Consider the following 16779-nt stretch of genomic DNA (forward strand, 5'->3'; position numbering starts at 1 on the left):
TACATGAAGTTCGACACAGACCGCGAGAGCGTACAGCTCGCGCAGGACCGGTCGGCGGGTGTGACGGCGGTCGGGGGTGGCGCGCCTGTCGTGCCGCCCCCGACCGGGCGCCGTGCCCGGAAGGGCATCGGGTGGCCCGCCCGGCTGGAGATCGCGCTGATGACGGGGCCGACGCTGCTCGTCTTCCTCTCCTTCGTCATCTTCCCCGTGGCCATGGCCGCCTACTACGGCTTCTTCAGCTGGCAGGGGTACGGCCCGCCCACGGAGTTCGTCGGCCTGCGCAACTACGTGCTCGTCTTCCAGGACGGCACGTTCATCGACGCGTTGCAGCACAATGCCGCGATCGTCGTGCTGTCGCTGGTGTTCCAGGGGCCGGCCGCCGTCCTGCTCGCCCTGCTGCTGAACCGGCGGATGCGGGGCCAGACGCTCATCCGGGTACTCGTCTTCGTCCCCTACGTGATCTCCGAGGTGGTCGTCGGCACCGGCTGGAGCCTGATGCTCCAGGGCAGCGGCGCCGTCAACGCCGTCCTCCAGGATGTCGGACTGGGGTGGTTGCAGAGCGAGTGGCTAGCCGACCCCGAGAAGGCGATCTGGACCCTGATGGGCATCCTCACCTGGAAGTACATCGGCTTCGCCGTGATCCTCTTCCTCGCCGGGTTGCAGGGCATCCCGGACGAGCTGCTGGAGGCCGCGGCGATCGACGGGGCGTCCTACTGGCAGATCCAGCGCCGTATCACGCTGCCGCTGCTCGGGCCGACGATCCGGATCTGGGCCTTCCTGTCGATGATCGGTGCCCTGCAACTGTTCGACCTGGTCTACATCATCTGGGGCCAGTATGTCGCCTCGACGGCCGGGACGTCGACGATGGCCACGTACATGGTGGCCAACGGCCGCAACGCGGGCGAGTACGGCTACGGCAACGCCGTGGCCGTGGTCCTGTTCTTCCTCTCGCTCGTCGCCGCGCTGTCCTACCAACGGTTCGTCCTGCGCCGTGACACCGAGGGCGCGATCACCGGAGGGAAGAGCTGATGGCCGCGACTGCCGTAGCCGCGCGCAGGCCGACCCGGGGCGGCCGGAAGACGGCCTGGGGAAGCCCGGCGGTGTACTTCGTCGCGCTCCTGCTCATCGGGGCGATGCTGGCTCCGGTCGTCTACATCGTCCTCGGCGGCTTCCGCACGAACGCGCAGATCACCACCGACCCGGCGGGGTGGCCGAGCCCCTGGCAGGCCGGCAACTACCTCGACGTCCTGACCGGCGGGGTGTTCTGGCAACAGGTGCTCAACTCCACCATCGTCGCCGGATTCACCACAGCGGGCGTCGTCACCCTCGGCCTCATGACGAGCTTCATCCTGGCCCGCTACCGGTTCCGGGGCCGGGGAGCGATGTATTCACTCTTCGCCGCCGGCCTGATGTTCCCGCTCACCGTGGCGATCACCCCGCTCTACATCCTGGTCAGGACCCTCGGACTGATGAACACGCTGCCCGGGGTGATCCTCCCGCAGATCGGGTTCGCCATCCCGATGACGATCATCATCCTGGTCCCGTTCGTGCGGGCCATCCCGGACGAGATCCAGGAGGCGGCGTCGATCGACGGATGCAGCCGACTGGGCTTCTTCTGGCGCATGGTGCTGCCGCTCTCCAGACCCGGCGTCATCACCGTGGCCATCCTGACCTTCATCGCTAGCTGGAACAGCTACCTGCTGCCGCTCTTCATCCTCAACCGGGAGGAGACCTTCACGCTGCCCCTCGGAGTGCAGGCGTTCGCGTCGCAGTACTCGGTCGACACGGCCAAGGTCCTGGCATTCACCTCCCTGTCGATGCTCCCGGCGTTGTTGTTCTTCAGCCTGTTCCAGCGTCGGATCGTCGGAGGGCTGACCGGCGCCGTGAAAGGTTGACCCCGCCCAGGGCTGTCCGACCGCCGCACGTCTCGGCGCGGAGAGCGCATGGTCTTCCCTCGGCGTCGGGCCCGGCGCTCACCGTACCGGCCGCAGGCGTGCCGGAAGCGAGGCTAGTTGCCGTACGTAGTTGACCCGTCGCGGTGTCGTCTACTGGACCGGCGTGCAGGCCCGCTGGCGCATAAGCCGCGTTGTGGTGCTAGCGGACATGTCGGATCAACGGTTGATCCCTCATCACCCGCACATACCTCGCCTAGCCTGCCGGTACAGGTAGCTGCCGCCAGCCAAGACGGCGCCAGAGGGGGATCTCATGTGCGGAAGACGACTGGTCATGGCGGTGGTGCTGACGCTGGCCACCACGGTGACGACCGCGCCGCCGGCAGTGGCAGCCAGGCCCGGCGAGCCGTTCTACGGTGACGTCAACGACGACGGCCATCGCGATCGGCTCACCGTCTACACCGGTGCTGCCGGCAACCGCGGATGCTTCGTCTCGGTCGCTTACGGCAGGCCGGGCGGCGGCTACCTGCCCCCGGTCGGCCACCGCTACATCGAAACAAATGCCATCCGACCGCACATCTGCCCGGACATGGGTACCGTCGCCGACCTGCGCGGGGACGGCCGCCCGGAACTGCTGCTCGCCTTCAGCGACAACAACAACGCCAGTGGATACCAGGACGTGCTGGTGCTCGACCAGAACTTTCGGTTGGCGTACGACCGGCAGATTGGCGGCGGCTTCCACTGGTTCGTCGGGACTGCGGACTTCAACGGTGACGGTAAGGAGGACGTCTACGTCGAAGGCATCGAGTGCGCGGGGTTCGCCCGCCTGATCAGTGACGGCACCGGAGGATTCCGACCCGACGAGTTCAGATGGGCGGGCGACGTCTCGTCGATCGTCGACGACCTCGACGGCAACGGCACCAGCGAGGCGGTGATCACCTGGTCGTTCCCGAACCATTGCGGGTCCTCCTCCGACGCCGGCACCGGGGTGCTGGTGCTGCACGGCGACGGCCGGATCCAGCACCTCGAACGCTGGATGACCGAGGACGAGTGGTACGTGAGATGGTCCATCAGCAAGGTACGGGCCAACAACGACCGCTTCTACGACGTCCGGACCGAGCACGACAACGGCCGGGTCGACTACCACCTCGGCGCGGCCGACGGCACCTTCGTCCGGGCCCCGAAACTCACCGGCGACCAGGTGTACCTGTCGAAATCCCAGCCGGTCGTCGTGAACGTCACGGCCAACGACTGGATCACCAGCACCGCCCCGATCACGATCAGGGAGTACCCCCGGCACGGCCGGGTGATGATCACCACCGACCGGAAGGTGCGGTACACGCCGAATCCCGGCCAGCGGCAGACCGACCGCTTCGCGTACCAGGTTACCGAGACCAACGGCGTGACGGCGGCCACTGCGGTCCACATCCGCTGGCGAGGCATGTGAGCGCGGACGGGTTACGGCGCGCCGAGTGCTGCCGAATTGGAGTGCGTCCTACGGCAAACGCGGATCAGTGAACCTTTTCAACCTGAACCGCGCGGCGTGCACGCACCGCGTCCGACCCTGCGGTCCGACGGACCGCAGGGAGAGGTTGAAAAGGGTTCAGTGGGTACGTCCAGTTGTCGAAGGATGTCCTGGATGAATGGTGCCTTGCCAGATCTGTATCTCGGCCGGTCATGCTCGTCCGCCGCCGCGAGATCGGTCTTGATCCGGGCGTACTCGGTGGCGAGGTCCGGGTGCCGGCGGAGGTGGTCGCGAAAGAGCAGCAGGTGTCGCCAGCGCCGGGACCCGTTCTCCCAGATGTGCAGGTGGTGGGTGCGCCACGCGATGTCGGGAAAGCAGAACGACCACTTGCGCTGCTCCCGGTCGCCAGGCTCGGGAGCGTGGACCCAGCCGATGGCGCCCAGCTCCGCCACGACGCGGGCGCTCTGGTCATAGTCCTCGACCAGGGCGAGCATGTCGATGATCGGCTTGGCGGCCAGGCCGGGGATCGACGTGCTGCCGATGTGTTCGACGGGGCCGACGAGACGTTTTCCGAGCGCGGCTTCGATCCGGGTCTGCTCGTGAGCGAAGGCGGCCGGCCACCGCGCATCGTACGGAACGATTTTGATGGGATCCCGTCGTCGCGGTGGTCCCTCGGAGCCGGTGCCTGCCGCCACCCGTCCAGGGTATGACGAGGACACCCGTCGCTGTCCGCACTGATCGCTCGGACCTACCACCACCGAACCACCTCCAGTCGGCGTCCAATCTCCGTTCAGGCCGCGCTGGGAGCTTGTCGGAAACCGACACCAGCGATGGAGGCAACCGTGAAACGGACAGGCACTGCACGGATCATCAGCCGGAGATCGGCGTGGACACTGGCGTTGACGCTGGCGCTGGTCGGGGCGCTGGCGAACACCCTACCGGCGCAGGCCGGGGCGCCAGCGGATCCCGGCGCACCGAACCTTCCCAAACTGGCGGCCTCAGCTCCGGCCGGCGTCTCCAACTCGACGCCCGACGCCGCCAAGCGACCCGCCGGCAGCCAGCAGGCGCTGCGCAAGCTGGACGGCACCGCGATGAAGCTGGGTACGAAGGACGCGGGTGCAGCCACCCGCAGAGTCGACGGCACCCGGGCAGAGGCCCCGGGCTGCACGCCGTACATCAGTGGATACGTGACCCGGGTCGGTCTCGACGTGCGGATCGACTACCTGGCGGAAATCGTCTGCAACTTCTACCTCGCGGGCGCCGGCCAGGCGTACCTGATCGAGCGGACGACCGGTTCCCCGTACGACGGGCAGGTGGTCGCGGCCGCTGGTGCGTTCAGCTTCGGCAATGACTACTACGGCTACAGCCTCGGGGCGGTGCTGATCGACGGCCGGGTCTACGACGGTGGTAGCCAGATGGAGATCGGGTTCAATCTGGCGTTGCAAACGCTGGACGGATCAACCTGGGCCGGCTGCTTCGCACTGCCGGCCGGGCAGCGCTACCTGAGCGCGTGCGCCGGCCTTGGCACTCCCACCATTTCCGTGGCGGTCGGGTCCGGAGTCTTCGGCACCGGGCTTGCCCCGAACCGGCTGGCGGTGCTGGCGAGCCTGACGCAGACCGGTTCCGACAGCTATGCCGCGTGGGACGCGGCCCGGCAGAACCAGGCACTCTTGGCCGCGTACATGTTCGACTGGTCCAACGACGGCTGTACCGGGGCTCCGGACAACCCGCTCGGGTTCGCCTTCGAACTCTCCTGCATCCGCCACGACTTCGGTTACCGCAACTACAAGGCGGCCCAGCGGTTCGCGGAGAACAAGGACCGCCTCGACCTCGCCTTCTACGGCGACATGCAGCGGGTTTGCGCGACCTACTCCGACGCGCTGCGGCCGCCCTGCTACGGCCTGGCGACGGTCTACTACGAGGCGGTCCGGATTTTCGGCCGCCCGAACGTCACCGCCGAGCAGCTCAAGGCCGCCGAGGAGCTGATGCCGGAGGGTACGGCCGGCAAGGCCCCGCTCGCCGAGACCCGCTGAGCACAAGGAACGCGCGGCCACCAGCCGGCGACCACTCCTAACGGACCTCGGCCGCCACCTGCCGGAAACGGCGGCAGGCGTACCAGATCGGTCCCCGCCCGGCGGACCCGGCGGTACCCGTAACCCCCGTCAGCGATACGGCACGGTGCACGGTGCGCCTGCGACCAGGCTCGCCGTGCACCGCATGCTCTCGCACCGTCGACAAGACACTGGCACATCCCTCGTACGGCTGCTGCCGGTCCGGGACTACGCTCCGCCCAGTAACCAGAGCTGATCATGAGGACGGCCGAGAAAGTGGACGCGCGGAAGTTCGTAGGCGCGGATGGCAGACGTCAGGCTGGGGGTGCGCCGGCTCCGATCGCGACGACGGACCTGGGAACGGCAGGTGACGGAGGTGGTGGTGGCAAATGACACGGGCTGAGGAATGCTTCGCCCTCGATCTCGTCGAGAACTTTCCTAGTCTGGGGGAGAACCTCGACTTCTACTATCATGATCCGGAAGAGTTCCTTGCGCACGTCTTTTTCGGGGTGGAGGTGACGCGCAAAGTGGTCGCTGCGTACGTCGCCAACCCTGGCGGTGGCGCGGGTGGTGACCAACTCGACTGGCGGGGGGTGCTCAATTTTCTCAACGAGTGCTTGCGGTCCGGCGACGACGCCGTGAGAACCGTGATCGGGACGTCATTCTTGTTCCAGCTTCCACTGCCGGGCCAGGACGGACATCCAATCGTGGAACAATTGGATGATGAGTTGGGCCGGCTCTTCAGGCTCGCGAGACCGAATGGCTGATCAGCTGCTTTGCCGTAACCATCCCGTAGCGTATGACGGCCGGTACCTCGCTCCTACATCAGGTACGCCTACGCCACCACGGCATCCCGGTCGCTGCCATCGGGTCATGATGGGTGCGACGTTGGAATACCTCGTCCAACGGACCGAGTATGCGCTGCACCTCCCGGCGCGCCCGCGGGCCGAGCGCCGTCAAGGCTTGCTCCAGCACGTCGCGGTGCTCAAGTGGGTCACAACAGGGGCAGCCCGCGTTGGCGGCGTCCTGCAGCAGGCGTGCGGACGGCCCATGAACGGCGCGTTTCCACGCCGCCAGAGCACCAGCGACCGCACCGGGCCACAGACGCGCACGCTCGACGGTCGCGATCTGCCTGACGGTTCCGGCGCTGAGCCCGTCGATCGCCGCAGTCGTGCGGCTTTCACCCCGGCGGGGTAGCCCTGCCCGCATCACCGCCGGTGACCTACGCGCCATCGATCCCTCTGATCATCACCATGAAGACGATGATCGCATTCGCGGGTGTTTGGCGCGAGTCGGTACGCATCCGGATCTGCCGCTGTGTGTGCGTGCTGGCCCGAGCTGGCTCCCTGACGGCGGGGCAACCTTACTGACCGTGACAGCCGCAGGCTGCTCGGAATACGCCCGGTAGCCGGCAGCTACGAGTGCTGGCGGGGCACCTCGGGGGAGATTCGCCGCCACTCGCTCGGAGTGAGACCGTACGTGGCGCGGAACCGTCGGGTGAAGTGGGTCGGGTCGGTGAAGCCCCAGCGGCGGGCCACTGCCGCGATCGTGCGGCCGTGGCTTGCCGGCCGCCGCAACTCCTCGCGGGCGCCCTGCAGCCTTTCGCCGATGATCCACTGTTCCAGGCTGAAGTCGGCCTGGGCGCAGATCTTGTAGAGGTACCGGAGCGAGACGTTGTGCACGGCGGCGATGGTGGCCGGGCGCAGGTCGGGGTCGGCGAGGTGCTGGCGGACGTAGGCGCGGACCTGGGTCAGCAGTGTCTCGGCGAGGACCGCGCGGGTGAGCGGCTCGGCGCGGGCGGCGGAGGCGAGCAGGGCACGGACCAGCTCGATGCTGGCCCGGCCGAGCGCGTCGACGGCCGGGTCGGCGCTGAGCCGCTCGGCGTCCTGGACGACCTGGCTGACGTGGTTGGCGACCAGGTCGTACAGCGGGCTGGTGCGCAGGTTCGCCGCCGCGCGGCGGATCAGGTCGAGCGGGAGGCCGACCTGGTCGATGGGGACCTGGATGCAGCCGGCCGCGCCCTCGCCCGACCAGGAGAAGTCGTACGGTGCGGAGAGGTCGACCATCAACATCTCGCCGCGCGGCACGACCTGCCGGTAGCCGAGCTGTTCGTGGCGGCCGTCGCCGAGGCGCTGCACGGAGAGCGCGATGACCGGGGCGGCGTCCTGGCGGGCCTGCTTGGGCGTGCGCAGCAGCCGGAGGCCGGTGGACCGGGCGGTGAAGATGTTGGCGCCGCCGAGGTTCCACACCTCCAGGCGGGTCCGGACGTCGCCGTCCGGGTCCTCATGGATCACGTACGACGGAACGGACGCCTGCACCATCGCCGCGTAGATCGCCTCGATGCGCTCACGCAGCGGGATGTCCGCCGTATCCAACACGAAACCCATTTACGCCACCCGATGTGCACGCTGAGCCGACAACGGTGCACGCACAGCCCCGGCCCGGCGCGCTCCGCTCACTAGGTTCGCATGCGGTTGTTACGAGAGGGGCGCCGTGCTCAGGGTCTCCGCCGCCCGCATCACGAATGCGACGCCCACCGTGCACGAGGGCGCACCACACGGCATCGCCGACACCCGCAAGCAGCAGTTGTCCGAGGACCTGCTCTCGTTTCTGAGGAGCCTGCCATGACCACGCCCGACACGATCGTCCTCGTCCACGGCTTCTGGGTGACGCCGCGCAGTTGGGAGCAGTGGATCACGCACTACGAGGCGAAGGGCTTCCGGGTGATCGCGCCCGGCTACCCGGGCTTCGAGGTGGAGGTCGAGGCGCTGCGGGAGAACCCGCAGATCATCACCGACGTCACCGTGCCGGCGATCATCTCCAAGATCGAGGGGATCATCCGGGAGCTGGACCACCCGCCGATCATCATGGGCCACTCGGCCGGCGGCGCGTTCACCCAGATCCTGCTCGACCACGGTTTCGGCGCGGCCGGCGTCGCGCTCAACTCCGCACCCACCGAAGGGGTACGGGTCGTTCCGCTCTCCCAGGTGAAGTCCACGTTCCCGGTGTTGAAGAGCCCGGCCAACCGGCACAGAGCCGTCGGCCTCTCCTTCGAGGAGTGGAAGTACGCCTTCACCAACACGTTCACCGAGGAGGAGTCCCGCGCCCGCTACGAGCGTTACCACATCCCGGCCAACGGCGGCATCCTCTGGGGCAGCGTGCTCGCCAACTTCCAGCCCGGCCACCAGGACACCTGGGTCGACTACCACAACGACAACCGGGCGCCGCTGCTGTTCATCTCCGGCAGCGAGGACCACATCATGCCGCCGGCGATCCAGAGGTCGAACGCCAAGCACTACAAGTCCAACACGGTCACGGAGATCAAGGAGTACGAGGGGTACGCGCACCTGCTGCCCGCGCAGAAGGGCTGGGAGGAGATCGCCGACCACGCCCTCGACTGGGCTCTGTCACATGCACGCTGACGTCCGCCTCACGCACATCGGCGGCCCCACCGTGCTGATCGAGGCGGCTGGCTGGCGGTTGCTGACCGATCCGACGTTCGACCCGGCCGGGCGTACCTACGCGTTCGGCTGGGGTACGTCCTCCCGCAAGCTCGCCGACCCGGCAGTACCCGCGGACGCGCTCGGGCCGGTCGACGCGGTGCTGCTGACCCACGACCACCACGGCGACAACCTCGACGAGGCCGGCCGCAGGATCCTTCCCTCGGCGGGCACGGTCGTCACCACCGTCCCCGGTGCGGGCCGCCTCGGCGGCGGTGCGCGCGGTCTCGCGCCGTGGGCGACGACCACGTTGGAGGGTGACGGCCGGCCGTCGATCGAGGTCACCGCCACGCCCTGCCGGCACGGGCCGCCGCTGAGCAGGCCGATCGTCGGCGACGTCGTCGGCTTCGCCCTGCGCTGGGAGGGGCAGCGGCACGGTGTGCTGTGGATATCCGGCGACACCGTGCTCTACGGCGGCGTCCGGCAGGTCGTCGGGCGCATGCCCGTCGGGCTGGCGCTGGTGCATCTCGGCGGGGTCCGCTTCCCGGTCACCGGCCCGCTCCGCTACACGATGACCGCCCGCGACGCCGTCGAATTGCTCGGTGCCCTACGCCCACACACCGCCGTGCCGGTGCACTACGAGGGGTGGCGGCACTTCCAACAGTCCCGTGCCGTCATCGAACGGGAGTTCGCCGATGCTCCACCGGGGGTGCGCGAGCGCATTCGCTGGCTGCCGATCGGCACCCCCACCGACGTGGAGACCTGACCCGTAGCCGTACGGCACAGCTCATCACATCGATGTGCTGGACACCCGACACGCTAGCTGTCAGCCCCGTGGTGTCAGGTAGCCGCGGGAGAAGGCGGTGGCCACGGCCGCCGCCCGGTCGTTGACCCCGAGTTTCGCGTACACGTGCAGCAGGTGGGTTTTGACCGTCGCCTCGCTGATGAAGAGCTGTCGGGCGGCCTCGCGGTTGGTCGAACCCTGGGCGATCAGCTCCAGAACCTCCAGTTCACGCTGGGACAGCGGCTCCGTGGCCGGCTGGCGGATCTGGCCCATCAGCCGGGTCGCGACGGCGGGGGAGAGGACCGCCTGTCCGCGCGCGGCAGCCTCGACCGCCCGGAACAGCTCCTCCCGCGGCGCGTCTTTCAACAGGTACCCGGTGGCGCCGGCCTCGATCGCGGGCAGCACATCGCTGTCGGTGTCGTACGTGGTGAGCACCAGGATCCGGGCCGGCACACCGCGGCTGGCCAGTTCCCTGATCGCGGTGACCCCGTCGGTCCTCGGCATCCGCAGATCCATCAGGATCACGTCGGGCCGGAGCTTCTCCCCGGCGGCGATGGCCTCGGCGCCGTCGCCGGCCTCGCCGAGCACCTCGAAGCGCGGGTCGGCGCTGAACATGCCCCGCAACCCGTCCCGCACCACCGGGTGGTCGTCGACGATCAACAGCGATATCAATCCGCACCTCCGGCGGGGATCGCCGGCAAGGCCGCCGAGATCGCGGTGCCGCCACCCGGCTCGGACTCGATGTCCAACCGGCCCGCGAGGCGCTGTACCCGCTGCCGCATGCCGCCGAGCCCGAACCCTCCGTTCGTGGAGCCGTTGGCCCGCTTGGCGCCGGGCTCGAAGCCGACCCCGTCGTCCCGTACGTCGAGCGTCACCAGATCCTCCATGTAGGACAGGGTCAGGCCGACCCGGCTGGCCCGGGCGTGCTTCGCCACGTTGGCCAGCGCCTCCTGCGCGGTCCGTAACAGTGCCACCTCGACGTCGGCGTGCATCGGCCGGGCGTCACCGGTGGTGGTCAACACCGTGTCGATGTGGTGCACCTCCGCCCAGCGCCTGGCCACGTCGTTGATCGCGTCCGGCAGCCGGGCCTCGGCGAGCATCGCCGGCTCCACCGCGTGCACCGTCCGACGTGCCTCGGTGAGGCTCTCCCGGGCCAGGTTCATCGCGTTCGTCACGTGCCGGCGCGACGGCGACGGCTCGTCCAGGGTCTGCTCGGCGGCCTGTAGCTGGGCGAGGATGCCGGCGAGCCCCTGGGCGAGCGTGTCGTGGATCTCCCGGGCCATCCGCTGCCGCTCGTCGAGAACCCCGGCCTCGCGGGCCTGGACCAGCAACTGGGCGTGCAGGCCGGCGTTCTCCTCCAGCGCCGCCTCCAGCTTGACGTTGGCCTCGTGCAGCTCGACGAGCGCCTGCTTCTGCCTGCGGTTGCGCTGGTCGGCCAGCTCGGCGAAGTAGAAGAACGCGCCGGCCAACACGACGCTGACCAGGCTGATGGCGATCCATTCCGGCCATGCCCCGGCGACGAGGTCGGCCGCTCCACCCAGGTACCCCACCGCCGAGATCAGTGCCGTGGTCGCGACGCCGGCATAGCGCCAGCGGCCTTGCAGGTACAGGAACGCCTGGGGGTAGCCGACGAAGGTGAAGAGGGTGAAGAAGGGCGCGATCGCCACCAGGCCGGCGGCCAGCACCATCAGGCCGGTGTAGTAGAGGCCCATCAGCGGGGCGTTCTGGTGCCACTCCGGGTGGAGGGTGTGGAAACAGAGCAACCAGAGCACGGTCGCGAGCGTGAGCCCGAGGACCGCCGGGACGTGCATCGGCCCGTCCCAGGCCGGCCGCAGCAGCGTGAGCAGGACACTGGCCGCCAGGAGGAGGTACGGGAGGAGCTTGAAGACCGCGATCTCCCTGCGCTCCCAGCGGTCGAACTCCGCACGCAGCTCGGCCTCGATGCTCACGACCTACTCCTCGACGCTCAGCGACCGCCTCATTGACGCACAGCGACCTACTCCTCGACGCTCACGACCTACTCCGAGACGCTCACGACCTACTCCCAGCGGAAGTACCGCGCGGCCAGCCCACCGGCCACGATCGTCCAGCCCAGCATGACAGCCAGGTGCAGCGGCTGCGGCCAGTGCCCGGCCGTCGCATCCTGCAACGATTGCACGGCGGAGCCGAGCGGGCTGAAGTCGCTGATCGTCCGCAGCACGCCGTTCATGTTGTCGCGTGGTATCCAGAGGCCGGCGAAGAACACGATCGGGAAGAAGAGTACGGTCCCGATCGCGCCGGCACTCCTGCCGCTCGGCGCGAGCGCGGCGACGAGCAGACCGATCGCGAACATAGCCAGCGCTGCCAGCACGTAGCCGAGCAGGTAGGCCGGAATCTGCCGGGGCAGGCGTACGTCGAACGCCAGCCGGCCGACGGCCAGCACGACCGCCATGGTGCCCACGGACATGATCGTGGACATCAGTAGCTGCGCGCCGAGCATCATCGCGGGCCTGACCGGGGTGGTCCGCATGCGCCGCAGCACACCCTTCTCCCGGTAGGTGGCGAAGAGCTGGGACAGGCCGTTGAGCGCGAACATGGCGAGGCTCATCGCGACGATGATCGGCACGTACAGGTCGATCACCCGCAGGCCGCCGAGGGACTGGTCGGGTTCCCGGAACGGCGGCACCGCCCCGAAGATGCCGAGCAGGATCGGGGGGAACGCGAGCGCGAAGAACACGAGCATGGGCTCGCGGAGGAACAGCTTGGTTTCGGTGGCGGTAAGCCGGGACAGGGCGGACAAGGCGGTCTCCTCAGGCTTCGAAGGGTCGGCCGGTGAGCGCGACGAAGGCGTCCTCCAGCGAGGTCTGCTCGATCCGCAGGTCGGCGGCGACGACCTGGTTGCGGGCGAGCACGGTGGTCACCGCGTGCAGCAGGTTTCCGGTACCGGTGACCACGAGCTGGCCGCCGGCCCGTTCCACCGACGTGACTTCGGGCAGCGCGGTCAGCACGGCGTGGTCCAGCGGTGCCGACGGCCGGAACCGGATGCGCTGCTGATCGTCGACCCTCGAAACGAGCCCGGCCGGGGAATCGAGCGCGACGAGCCGGCCCGAGTCGATCACGGCCAGCCGGTCGCAGAGCCGCTCCGCCTCCTCCATGAAGTGCGTGACCAGCAGGATCGTCACGCCCCGGTCGCGGACGTCCTCGATCAGGTCCCAGGTGTCGCGTCGCGCCTGCGGGTCCAGGCCGGTGGTGAGCTCGTCGAGTACCGCCACCCTCGGGTTGCCGATCAGCGCGAGCGCGATCGACAGCCGCTGCTTCTGCCCGCCGGACAACCGCCGGAACTGCGTGCCGAGTTTGTCGGTGAGCCGCAGGGTGTCGACCAGATCCCGCCAGTCGGCGGGCTGGCGGTAGAAGGAGCTGAACAACTCCAACGCCTCGCCGACCTTGAGCTTGTCGGGCAGCTCGCTCTCCTGGAGCTGCGCGCCGAGCAGCTGCCGCAGCTCACCGGTGTCGCGTCGCGGGTCGATGCCGCAGACCCGGATCGCGCCACCGTCAGGGGTCCGTAACCCCTCGACGCACTCGACCGTGGTGGTCTTGCCCGCCCCGTTGGGGCCCAGGATGCCGAAGATCTCGCCCGGCTCGACGGCGAAGCTGACCCCGTCCACCGCGGTGTGCTCGCCGTAGCGCTTGACGAGGCCGTCTACCTCGATGATTGCCATACCGGAAAGCGTGCCGTCCGCGGTCCGGCGCCGAATCGACCGCGCAGCCACCGCTGGCGCCGGACGCGATGGGCACGCCGATCAACCGATCGGTGGATGCCCGGTCAGCCCGCCGTGTCGACCGCTACGAAGGCTTGCCGAGCAGGGCGCGCTCAGGCTTCATGGCGACGCTTGGCTGAGAATCGACTCGGAGCTGCGTCGAGGTCGGATGCGCCGATGACGGATCGCTCGCAAGTGCTGGTGAGTGCGGCGAGACGGGCGCCGACGTCCGCGGCCTCGGGCACGCCGAGCTCGGTGTAGGTGGCGTGGGCCTGTTCGTAGTGGATCCGGGCCAGATCGGGGTTACTCAGCATCCGGTGGGCGTCGCCGAGACCGGTGTGGACGCGGGCCTGCTGGTACCGGTTGCCGGTGTCGGCGGCGATGGCGAGCGCCTCGGTGTAGTGGCCCAGGGCCTCCGCCGGGCGGTCGGCGAGCTGGGCCGCGTCGCCGAGGCCGGTGAACGCCCATACCTTGCCGTACCAATCACCGATCCGGCGGCAGATGGTGAGTGCTTGCTGGAAGCATGCGACCGCCTGCTCCCACTCGCCCCGGCGGAGGTGGACGTTGCCGAGCGTGTCCCGGATATGGGCCTCGGCCCTCGGGCTGCCCAGCTGTTCGAGCAGCGTCAGGGACTGCCGCGGGTGGTCAGCGGCCAGTGCGTAGCGGCCCAGCCGTAGCTCGGCGTTGGCGAGGTTGTTCAGCGTGGTCGCTTCGTAGAACCTGGCCCCGACCTCCCGGAAGACGACCAGGGCCTGTCGGTGGTAGTGCGCGGCGCCCTCGCCCCGGCCCAGCCGGTTCTCGACATTGCCGAGGTTGGTCAGCGCCTTGGCCTCACCGAGCCGGTCTCCGGCCTGGCGGAACAGCTCGATACTGCGCCTGAAGTTGTCGATTGCGTGCTCGTGGTCGCCGAGGCGGTGGACGGCAATGCCAAGGCCGGACAGCGCGAGGGCCTCACCGACGCGGTCGCCTGCCTGCGTGAAACGGGTCAGCGCCCGCTGGAGATGATCGACGGCTTCGTCGTGCCGGCACATCCGGTTGTAGGCGTTGCCGAGCTGACGCAGCGTGTGGGCTTGCCCGATGAGGTCGCCCGCCCGCTCGGCGGCGCGGTGGGCGTGGCCGTTGACGACCAGCGCATCGGTGGGGTAGCCGGCATCCAGGTAGCGCTCCAGGATCCGAGCCAGCCGGACCGGGTAGCTGGAGTTGCCCTGCGCCGCGGTGTGCGCCGCCGCCGCCACCAGACAGAACCGTTCGTCCTCCAACCAGGCATAGGCGTCATCCGGATCGGCGAACTCCGGAATGGGGGTGATCGATGCGATGACCTCGGGCATGTGGTTGGCGCTAGCTGGATAGAGGGCCTTTGTCGCGGACACCGTGGCCGCCTGGTAGTAGTCGAGACCAGGAAGGCCGGACGCTGACCGCCACCGACGCGATCACCCCCAGCCGGGCCGCCGACCCCTCCCGGACCTAACCGCCGGACCCGGTTCCGCCTCGGCGGTACGCCGACAACGGCCGGTACAGGAACTTGTCCCCGCCGAGGGAGTAGCGGGACAGTTCCCGCAACGTGGCGTTGATCGCCGCGTTGATCTCCGGTTGCCAGTCCTGGTCACCATCGACACGACGGGCACGGTCGGGCATGTCGTCGGTGACGAACAGCACCGGCTCCCGGTACGGCGAGAGCCGGAACACCATGCTCCATTCCGGCCCGTGTAGCCGAATGATCACCCCGCCGACATTGCTCTGAACCTTGACCGCGCCCGGCTCGGACGCCTCGGCCACCTCCGGCGCCTGCGTCAACGCCGTCCGCACCGCGCGGGCGTAACGGACCTTCGCCGGCAGCGACAGCGACCCGACCAGGTACGCGGCCCGCTCGTCACCAACCGGATTGTTGAGCAGGGTGCCGGCCAGCCGGTCCGCCAACGCCCGCCGCTGCTTCTGCACAGGAGTCAGATCCGCCGGTTCCGGCGGCTCCACATAGCCTTCGATCCGGGGATCGTCAATGTTGAGCATGAGCAGGCCGCCACTCTGAGCGTCGGGTGCGGGTGGCAGCCGGACAGGCTTGCCGGTCCGTTCCGCCTCATCCTTGAGCACCTGTATCTGCTCATCCCAGGCACGCCACTTCTCCCACTCCGCGTCACTCGTCCCCTCATCAGGACGGCGGGAACCGGCCGCACCCCTAGCGGCGCGGTCGTCATCGGGGGGATGCTCGCTCACCCGCTCAGCTTGACACCCGGCCGCCGACTCGCGCGAGTTGCCAGCACCCGACGAGTCCAGCGCCTCCAGACAGCACAGCCACGCCGCTGCCACGATCCCCGACTTCTCGGGCGGCACCACCCCACCGAACCGGCACCGCCAGCCAGCACCGGGCTACAGCAGCCCCAGTGCGCCAACGGACAGTAAGGCAAGGCATGCTCATGGTGACATACCTCACAGCGGTTTCACTATGAAATCGACTGGCTACTATCAGTGCGCAATCCGACTCACTCATGTCATGCAATGTCCGCTGCGCGATCACTCAGAGTCCACCAGCGCCCGCCGGATCCGCCTTTCGGTCACCAGGCGGACAGTCGACAGGGCATCCGGGCTCAACGTTCGTCTGATAGGAAGATCCGTACGGATTAGGGGCGGCTGCGGTCCTTCACCACCGCAGCCGCCCGCCTCCGCCCAGTCACCGCCCCCTGTCCAGAGGAGGACCCAGTGCGGATTAGGTCAAGTCTACTCGTGCCGTTGATGGTGGCAGCCCTCGGCGCCGCCCTAGGGCTTTCGCCCGCGCAAGCCTCGGCCGAGCCCAACGGTGCTAGCGGTGCCGTGGTTGTACAAGAGATGTCAATGAAGCGGGTGGGTGTGAATCGCGAGATCGCAGCCGCCCACGGATACCAGGTCCGCGTTGACAGCAACGGCGTGGAGTACAGCGTGAAGAAGGGCGAGAGCACGCTCTTCGACGAGGTACCAGGAGAATGCGGAAGGTCCTTCATCTACTTGACTGCTGTCGACACCACTCGGCACTACACCTCTATCTACACGGGGTTCAGTCTGAACCCTGGTTGGTCCGGGGCCATCCTTGTAACCTGGGGCATCTCGATCATCGATTCCTACGGCGCAAGCACGGGCAACTGGAATGACCCGGCCGCCTCCGTGCACTTCTGGGCGAAGACGTATCCCTTCACCGCCGGCGGACCTACCCAGGTGACCACAAGTGTTCTCTACGGCAGCAACGCGGTCCTCTGGGACGGAACGATCTGCTTTTCGTACGGTCCGACGGCCACGGGTACCCTGTAAGGTGTATCTGCTAGCTGTCTGACTTAACGTAGTTGGGAGCCTCTAACATGTTTCAAGTTCCCGGGGAGTCAGGACGGAAGAGCCACGGCTTTTCATTGTCCAATCCAGAAGAGATCTATCAGTGGCTCGGGACG

At 68.4% G+C, this 16779-nt stretch carries 16 protein-coding genes; 8 read left to right on the forward strand and 8 right to left on the reverse strand.

Translation table 11 applies throughout. The features are described 5' to 3' along the window. Positions 1–3: 3 nt before the first annotated feature. The 3 genes from R6Y94_RS10375 to R6Y94_RS10385 all read left to right on the forward strand — a co-directional run bounded on the left by R6Y94_RS10375 (position 4) and on the right by R6Y94_RS10385 (position 3339). Positions 4–1029 carry a sugar ABC transporter permease gene (locus tag R6Y94_RS10375; RefSeq protein WP_318395589.1) on the forward strand — a complete coding sequence of 342 codons (1026 nt, stop codon included), beginning with the start codon at positions 4–6 and terminating at the stop codon, positions 1027–1029. After that, positions 1029–1895: a carbohydrate ABC transporter permease gene (locus R6Y94_RS10380; protein WP_318395590.1), complete on the forward strand. Its 867-nt coding sequence runs from the start codon at positions 1029–1031 to the stop codon at positions 1893–1895. Before R6Y94_RS10375 ends, R6Y94_RS10380 begins: the two co-directional genes overlap by 1 nt. A 310-nt stretch (positions 1896–2205) precedes the next feature. Beyond that, positions 2206–3339 carry an Ig-like domain-containing protein gene (locus R6Y94_RS10385; protein ID WP_318395591.1) on the forward strand — a complete coding sequence of 378 codons (1134 nt, stop codon included), beginning with the start codon at positions 2206–2208 and terminating at the stop codon, positions 3337–3339. A gap of 77 nt (positions 3340–3416) precedes the next feature. Here the strand turns inward: R6Y94_RS10385 and R6Y94_RS10390 are convergent, their stop codons facing one another. After that, positions 3417–4052: a GrpB family protein gene (locus R6Y94_RS10390; RefSeq protein WP_318395592.1), complete on the reverse strand. Its 636-nt coding sequence runs from the start codon at positions 4050–4052 to the stop codon at positions 3417–3419. 147 nt (positions 4053–4199) lie between these two features. Between R6Y94_RS10390 and R6Y94_RS10395 the strand changes: the two genes are divergently transcribed. Both R6Y94_RS10395 and R6Y94_RS10400 read left to right on the forward strand, forming a co-directional pair. Next, complete coding sequence (locus tag R6Y94_RS10395) at positions 4200–5390, forward strand: phospholipase (protein ID WP_318395593.1); 1191 nt, start codon at positions 4200–4202, stop codon at positions 5388–5390. Positions 5391–5797: 407 nt separating this feature from the next. Next, the gene (locus R6Y94_RS10400) at positions 5798–6175 is read left to right on the forward strand and encodes a hypothetical protein (protein WP_318395594.1); all 378 of its coding nucleotides are present in this window, start codon (positions 5798–5800) and stop codon (positions 6173–6175) included. A gap of 648 nt (positions 6176–6823) precedes the next feature. On the opposite strand, the gene R6Y94_RS10405 is transcribed toward R6Y94_RS10400, so the two are convergent. Next, complete coding sequence (locus tag R6Y94_RS10405) at positions 6824–7795, reverse strand: helix-turn-helix domain-containing protein (protein ID WP_318395595.1); 972 nt, start codon at positions 7793–7795, stop codon at positions 6824–6826. A 237-nt stretch (positions 7796–8032) separates the two neighbouring features. Here R6Y94_RS10405 and R6Y94_RS10410 point away from each other — a divergent pair, with 237 nt between their 5' ends. Beyond that, positions 8033–8830, forward strand: coding sequence for an alpha/beta hydrolase (locus R6Y94_RS10410; protein ID WP_318395596.1), 798 nt, complete (start codon positions 8033–8035; stop codon positions 8828–8830). After that, positions 8820–9614 (forward strand): MBL fold metallo-hydrolase, encoded by a 795-nt coding sequence (locus R6Y94_RS10415; protein WP_318395597.1) that lies wholly within the window; start codon positions 8820–8822, stop codon positions 9612–9614. The genes R6Y94_RS10410 and R6Y94_RS10415 overlap by 11 nt, the downstream gene beginning before the upstream one ends. A gap of 60 nt (positions 9615–9674) precedes the next feature. Here R6Y94_RS10415 and R6Y94_RS10420 read toward each other — a convergent pair whose 3' ends face one another. The 6 genes from R6Y94_RS10420 to R6Y94_RS10445 form a co-directional block, all read right to left on the reverse strand. Then, the gene (locus R6Y94_RS10420; RefSeq protein WP_318395598.1) at positions 9675–10304 is read right to left on the reverse strand and encodes a response regulator transcription factor; all 630 of its coding nucleotides are present in this window, start codon (positions 10302–10304) and stop codon (positions 9675–9677) included. Further along, positions 10301–11581: a sensor histidine kinase gene (locus R6Y94_RS10425; RefSeq protein WP_318395599.1), complete on the reverse strand. Its 1281-nt coding sequence runs from the start codon at positions 11579–11581 to the stop codon at positions 10301–10303. Before R6Y94_RS10425 ends, R6Y94_RS10420 begins: the two co-directional genes overlap by 4 nt. Positions 11582–11670: 89 nt before the next feature. Next, positions 11671–12411, reverse strand: coding sequence for an ABC transporter permease (locus tag R6Y94_RS10430; RefSeq protein ID WP_318395600.1), 741 nt, complete (start codon positions 12409–12411; stop codon positions 11671–11673). 10 nt (positions 12412–12421) lie between these two features. Next, on the reverse strand, positions 12422–13330 hold the full coding sequence (locus R6Y94_RS10435; RefSeq protein ID WP_318395601.1) for an ABC transporter ATP-binding protein: 909 nt from the start codon (positions 13328–13330) through the stop codon (positions 12422–12424). Positions 13331–13482: 152 nt separating this feature from the next. After that, entirely contained in the window at positions 13483–14697 is a 1215-nt protein-coding gene (locus R6Y94_RS10440; RefSeq protein ID WP_318395602.1) for a tetratricopeptide repeat protein, read from the reverse strand. Positions 14698–14833: 136 nt separating this feature from the next. Next, positions 14834–15457, reverse strand: coding sequence for a hypothetical protein (locus R6Y94_RS10445; RefSeq protein ID WP_318395603.1), 624 nt, complete (start codon positions 15455–15457; stop codon positions 14834–14836). Positions 15458–16087: 630 nt separating this feature from the next. On the opposite strand from R6Y94_RS10445, the gene R6Y94_RS10450 reads away from it, so the two are divergent. Next, complete coding sequence (locus R6Y94_RS10450; protein ID WP_318395604.1) at positions 16088–16645, forward strand: hypothetical protein; 558 nt, start codon at positions 16088–16090, stop codon at positions 16643–16645. Positions 16646–16779 lie beyond the last annotated feature (134 nt).

Origin of the sequence: Plantactinospora sp. KLBMP9567 (assembly GCF_033446045.1) — a bacterium.
Classification (GTDB): Bacteria; Actinomycetota; Actinomycetes; order Mycobacteriales; family Micromonosporaceae; genus Plantactinospora.